The organism is Roseisolibacter sp. H3M3-2, from assembly GCF_029211165.1.
Classification (GTDB): domain Bacteria; phylum Gemmatimonadota; class Gemmatimonadetes; order Gemmatimonadales; family Gemmatimonadaceae; genus Roseisolibacter.
Genome location: NZ_JARGEK010000517.1, coordinates 1 through 2,607, shown reverse-complemented (window position 1 = coordinate 2,607; position 2,607 = coordinate 1). Strand labels below are relative to the sequence as shown.

Sequence of the window (2,607 nt, the reverse complement as noted above, 5' to 3'; positions counted from 1 at the left end):
TCAGCCCCGCCGCCAGGCGCTCGGCGGCCGGCGCGGCGCCGAGGCGCTGGCGGGCGTCGCGGACGGCCCTGTCGGTCGCGGCGCGCGCCGCCTCCCAGTCCGCGGACGCCCACCCGACCGGGTGCGAGCCGGCGAAGCGCGCGGCGGTCGAGTCGAGCTGCGCGGTGAGCAGGGCGGCCGGGTCGGGGACCGAGAGCCCGACGCGGACCGAGAGCGTCGCCTCGCCCGCCCGGCCGCCGACGGTGAGCCGCACGGGCTGCGCGCCGGCGGCCACCTCGGGGATCAGCCCGACGAGCGTGCTGTCGTCCTGCCGGGCGAGCGGGAAGGGGACCCCTCCGACGGTGGCGTCGGCGGTCGCCGGCGCCGAGCCGCCGCCGAGCACCACGCGGAGGATCGTCCCGGGGCGCGCCGTGTCCACCGGGAGGCGGACGCCGAGCGGCGGGCCGCTCGGGGCGGTCGGGGTGGTGGGCGTCGTGACCGGGGGCGTCGTCGTCGGCGGCGCCGGGGTCGGGGCGGTCGTGCCGTCGCCCCCGCCGCCGCATGCGGCGAGGACCGAGAGGGCGGACGTACCGAGGACGACGGCGCGGCGCGACGGGCGCATGGCGGGCTGCTTCGGGGTGGGGTCGGCTGACGGCGAGCTCGGGTATGACGACCCGAACCCCGCCCCGGGTTACAGAACCGTGGAGCCCGCCACCCTCCGACCGCCCTCGCCCGCTTCGGAAGCCGTCAACGGCGCGGCGGCTGCTGCCCCGTCACCGGGCCCGGCACCGACGTCGACGCGGTCGTCCCGTTTCCCAGCTGGCCGGCGTCGTTCCGGCCCCAGCACGCGACGGCCAGCCGGTCGGCGGCGATCGCGCAGGCGTGCGCCCCCCGGGCGTCCCCGCGCCCCGCGACGGCGACGTCGCGCGCGGGCCAGGGGAGCCGCACGCGCGTCGGGGTCCCCGACGGCCGTCCGGGGGGCGCGGCGTCGCCGAGCTGCCCCCAGTCGTTGGCACCCCAGCACCAGACCTCCCCGGCGAGGGTCACGGCGCAGGCGAAGCCGTCGCCGGCCGCGACCTGCCGGACCGCGAGCCCCCCCGTCACCGCGGCGGGGGCGGCGACCGGCGTGGCGACCGTCGTCCCGAGTCCGAGCGCGCCGCCGTTGGCGCCCCAGCAGCGCGCCTCGGGAACGGCCGCCGTCACGCCGCAGGTGAGCGCGGTGCGCGCGGCGAGCGACGCGAACGTCTCGCCGCCGCCCACCAGCCGCGGCACGCGCGCCACCGCCGCCCCGCCCGCGCCGGCTCCCAGCTGCCCCGACGCGCCGTCGCCCCAGCAGTAGGCGCGTCCCTCGGGGGTGAGCGCGCAGCTGTGCCGGTCGCCGGCGGCGACGGACGCGAAGCGGAGCCCCCCCGCCACGGCCGCCGGGGCGTCGACCGCGTTGCTCCCGCCGGTCCCGAGCTGCCCGAACAGGCCGTCGCCCCAGCAGAACGCCTCGTCGGCGGTGGTGACGGCGCACGAGTGCGCGCGCCCGACGCTCACCTGCCGCCACCGCTGCGCGCCGGCGACGCGGAGCGGGAACGCGCTGCCGCGCGGCGCGCCGGTGCCGTCGCCGAGCTGTCCGGACTCGCCCGCCCCCCAGCAGTGGATCGCGCCGTCGACGGTCACGCCGCAGGCGTGGTGCGCGGACGCGGCGAGCTGCACGAACCGCACGTCGCCGACGACGCGGGCCGGCGTGCCGCCGCCGTCCGCGCCCCAGCACCAGGCGACGCCGGCGCTCGCCAGGTCGCACGCGAAGTCCTGGCCGGCGGCGATCGCGCGGTAGCGCACGACGACGGTCGCGAGCGCGCTCCCCGACACCCCCTCGCTGGTCGCGGTGACGGTCGTCGCCCCGCGCGCACGCGCGGTGATCGCGCCGGTCGCGGGGTCGACGACGGCCACGGCGGTGTCGGAGCTCGCCCACCGCACGGCGCGGCCGCTCAGCGGACGCCGCTCGGCGTCGAGCAGGACGGCCTCGTAGGTGCGGCGGTCATGCACCTCGAGCGTGTCGTGCGGCGGCGCGGCCACCGTCACGCTCGCGACGCGCGCCGGAGGGCCGATCACCGCGAGCACGGCCGACCCGCTGCGCCCCTCGACGGCCGCCGTGATGCGCGCGGTGCCGACCCCGACCGCGCGCGCCGCGCCCGTGGTCGAGTCGACGACCGCGACGGCCGCGTCGCTGCTCGACCAGCGCACGGGCCGCGGCCCGAGCTGCACGCCCGCGCTGTCGCGCAGGACGGCGACGAACCCCACGTCGCCGCCCACCGGCGCGGTGCTCACGCTGGGGAGCACGATCACCGCGTGCACCGGCGCCGGCGGGGGCGGCGCGGGGACGACGGTGACGACCGCGGTGCCGATGCGCCCCTCGCTCAGCGCGGCGACGGTGGTGGTGCCGGTCGCGACGCCGGTCACGCGCCCCGCCGAGTCGACGCGCGCGACCTCCGGCATCGCCGACGACCAGGTGACCACGCGTCCGACGAGCGTCGCGCCGGCGGCGTCGCGCGTCGCCGCGGCCAGCGCGAGCGTGTCGCCGACGGCGACGGTGCCGGCGGCGGGGGTGAGCTCGACCGCCGCGACCGGCGCGGCGGTGGG

Annotated in this window: 1 protein-coding gene and 1 pseudogene; both read right to left on the bottom strand. The window is 80.7% G+C overall.

Features of this window, described 5'->3' with window-relative positions; genetic code table 11:
- Positions 1-601 (bottom strand): annotated as a pseudogene (locus PYV61_RS23870) (hypothetical protein); the annotation flags it as partial.
- Between the two features lie 125 nt (positions 602-726).
- Positions 727-2,607 (bottom strand): Ig-like domain-containing protein (locus PYV61_RS23865; RefSeq protein ID WP_275836377.1); only part of this gene is annotated, 1,881 nt, incomplete at its 5' end.